The 3,096-nt window shown below is 55.9% G+C and carries 2 protein-coding genes and 1 pseudogene; 1 reads left to right on the plus strand and 2 read right to left on the minus strand.

What is annotated here, in order from left to right; translation table 11 throughout:
• Positions 1-813 (plus strand): annotated as a pseudogene (locus tag WBM93_RS10530) (hypothetical protein); the annotation flags it as partial.
• A gap of 31 nt (positions 814-844) precedes the next feature.
• Here WBM93_RS10530 and WBM93_RS10535 read toward each other — a convergent pair.
• Together WBM93_RS10535 and WBM93_RS10540 are read right to left on the minus strand one after the other, a co-directional pair.
• Positions 845-2,164 carry a dihydrolipoamide acetyltransferase family protein gene (locus WBM93_RS10535; RefSeq protein WP_424431633.1) on the minus strand — a complete coding sequence of 440 codons (1,320 nt, stop codon included), beginning with the start codon at positions 2,162-2,164 and terminating at the stop codon, positions 845-847.
• A partial coding sequence (locus tag WBM93_RS10540; protein WP_424431635.1) for an alpha-ketoacid dehydrogenase subunit beta occupies positions 2,161-3,096 on the minus strand: 936 nt, incomplete at its 5' end. The genes WBM93_RS10540 and WBM93_RS10535, both read right to left, overlap by 4 nt.

Consider the following 3,096-nt stretch of genomic DNA (forward strand, 5'->3'; position numbering starts at 1 on the left):
GGCAATGACACGACTCTGACCGAGGACTTCTTGGCGGTTACCGCCGGATTTACGTTCCGCAGTGATGACTGGAGCTGGAACGGCCGCGCCGAATATCGCGATGGCGACATTACCGAACGCTATGGCGTCACTACCGCACTGCTCAAGCAGATCGGCGAAGGCAGCGCTTTGGGCGCGCTGGCCAGCGTCTTTGTCGCCAAGGATGAAACCGGACTCAGCACCCGGGTCGTTGAAGCCGAAGCCAGCTGGGCGCATCGCCCGGCGGACAGCCAATGGTCGTGGCTGGAAAAACTCGAATTCCGCGAAGACCGCGTCCGCAATGCCGTCGCCGGCGCATCCGGTCCGATTGGCGGCGCGCCGTTGCTGGTCAACGGCAACGTCACTTCACGCAGGATTATCAATAGCTTGAGCGTGAACTACACACCGATAGATGCCGACGAAGGCCTATTCACCGAAGCCGGCGAATATGGTTTATTCTGGGGCAGCCGCTATGTTTTCGACCGGTTCGGGCCGGATGATGTCGAAGGCTGGAGCAATGTTGTCGGTGCCGATATCAAGTTCGACCTTTCCGACACGATCGACATCGGCGGCCAGGCCACTGCGCGGATCGGCAATGATTTTGACACCGTCGCCTATTCCGGCGGACCGAGTGTCGGCATCACCCCGTTCAAAAACGGCTATATTTCGGTCGGCTACAATGTCGTCGGTTTCGCAGACCGCGACTTTGAAGAAAGCCGCTACACCAGAGATGGTCCGTTCATCACCTTCCGCCTGAAATTCGATCAGGAAACTCTGGGAAGTCTCGGACTGTAAGGCGCAAGCCCTCAGACTGAAACTTTGACGGTCAGTCGGCGAACAGCAAAACCGGTGTTTCCAGAAAATGCTTGAGCGCCTGCACATAGCTGGCGGCATCATAGCCATCGACTACCCTATGATCGCACGAGATCGACAGGTTCATCAGCTTGCGCGCGTGAATTTCACCATCGATGATCATCGGCCGTTCGACAATCTTGTTCGGTCCGATAATCGCCACTTCGGGACGGTTGATCACTGGTGTCGTGGCAACTCCCCCCAAAGGTCCGAGCGATGTCAGGGTCAGTGTTGATCCTGACAAGTCCTTTGCCGTGGCGCTGCCGTCGCGCGCGGCAGCAGCCAGCCGACCGATTTCCGACGCCAGTTGCCAGATGTTCATATCTTGGGCGTCGCGCAAAACCGGGACCATGAGCCCCTGATCGGTCTGCGTTGCCATGCCCAGATGCACTGAACCATGCCGGGTGACGAAGCCCGCTTCATCATCATAGGTTGCGTTCAGCATTGGAAATTGGGGCAGCGACTTGCAGATCGCCACGATCAACAACGGCAACATCGTCAGCTTGGCCCGCTCGCCGCGATTGGCATTGAGGTCGGCCCGCATGTCCTCCAACTCGGTCATGTCTATTTCGTCAACATAGGAGAAATGTGGAATATTCCGTTTGGATTCAGCCATGTTTTGCGCAATTTTGCGCCGCATTCCGATGACTTTTATTGTCTCGTCATCGCGTTTTTGCGAGCCGCCGGATGGACGATATCCCTGCCCGAATCCATAGTTTAAAAAGGCATCAAGATCGCTGTGACGGATATGATCGCCCTGCGCCTTGACCTGACCGAGATCGACTCCAAGATCGGCGGCACGCTTGCGAACGGCCGGCGTCGCAAGTGGTTTCGGCTGGTTGTTCGGGGCGGGAATATTTTCAGACTGGCTCGTTTTTACAGGCAATTCCTCAGACTCTTTCTGAAGAACTTGCTTTGCCGGAGGAGAGGAATTCTTTTCTTTATTTTCAATGATTTGCTTTGACGGCAAGACATCAGTTTCGACCTGATCAAGCGCTTTCGGACCCGCGCTGGATGCTTCCAAGTCTTCCAATTCTTCGGGACTGACATCGCCCTCAACTTCGATCTCGACCAGCATCGAGCCGATCGCGATAATGTCGCCTTCTTCACCGGCCAGGGCAACGATCTTGCCCGAAACCGGCGCTTCCATTTCGACCGTCGCCTTGTCGGTCATGACATCGGCAATCTGGTCATCTTCGGAAACTACATCGCCGATTTTGATATGCCATTTGACGATTTCCGCTTCGGCAATACCCTCGCCAATGTCAGGCAGGTTGAATGTATATTTGCTCATGATTTCAAATCCCCGACAATTTTTTCAAGCGCTTCCCCGATCCGGACCGGTCCCGGGAAATAGGCCCATTCCAGACTGTGTGGATAGGGCGTATCAAATCCCGTGACCCGTTCGATCGGTGCTTCGAGATGATAGAAACAGCGTTCCTGTACCAGAGCGGACAGCTCGGCACCAAATCCGCTGGTCCGCGTCGCTTCGTGTATAATCAGGCAGCGGCCGGTTTTCTTGACCGACTCTTCGATCGTTTCGATATCGAGCGGTACCAGGGTACGCAAATCGATGACCTCGGCATTAATACCATGTTCCTCGACCACCGCCTTGGCGACATGGACCATCGTACCATAAGCGAGAATCGTTACCGCATCGCCTTCACGCACGATCTTCGCCTTGCCCAGCGGCACAGTATAGTGGCCCTCCGGCACTTCTGACTCGGCAAATTTGGACCAGGGCGAAACCGGATTGTCATAATAGCCGGTAAACGGCCCGTTATAGATCCGCTTGGGCTCGAGGAACAGCACCGGATCATTATCCTCGATCGAAGCGATCAAAAGCCCCTTGGCATCATAAGGCGTTGACGGGATTACCGTTTTCAGACCCGACACATGGGTGAACATCGCCTCAGGCGACTGGCTGTGGGTCTGCCCACCAAAAATACCGCCGCCGACCGGCGACCGGACGGTCATTGGCGCCGTATATTCACCCGCCGAGCGGTAACGCAGCCGGGCCGCTTCCGAAATCAGCTGATCCATGCCGGGGTAGATATAGTCGGCAAACTGGATTTCCGGCACCGGACGCAAACCATAAGCACACATGCCCACCGCAGCGCCGATGATCCCGCATTCGGAAATCGGCGTATCAAAACAGCGGGTCTTGCCAAATTTTTCCTGAAGACCGGCGGTCGCGCGGAAAACGCCGCCGAAATAGCCGACATC

The organism is Parasphingorhabdus sp., assembly GCF_049667325.1.
In the GTDB taxonomy this organism is placed as follows: domain Bacteria; phylum Pseudomonadota; class Alphaproteobacteria; order Sphingomonadales; family Sphingomonadaceae; genus Parasphingorhabdus.

What these genes read in the sequence shown, in the direction of transcription:
- WBM93_RS10535 (WP_424431633.1), bottom strand. Translation starts at nt 2,164, where the DNA reads ATGAGCAAATATACATTCAACCTGCCTGACATTGGCGAGGGTATTGCC.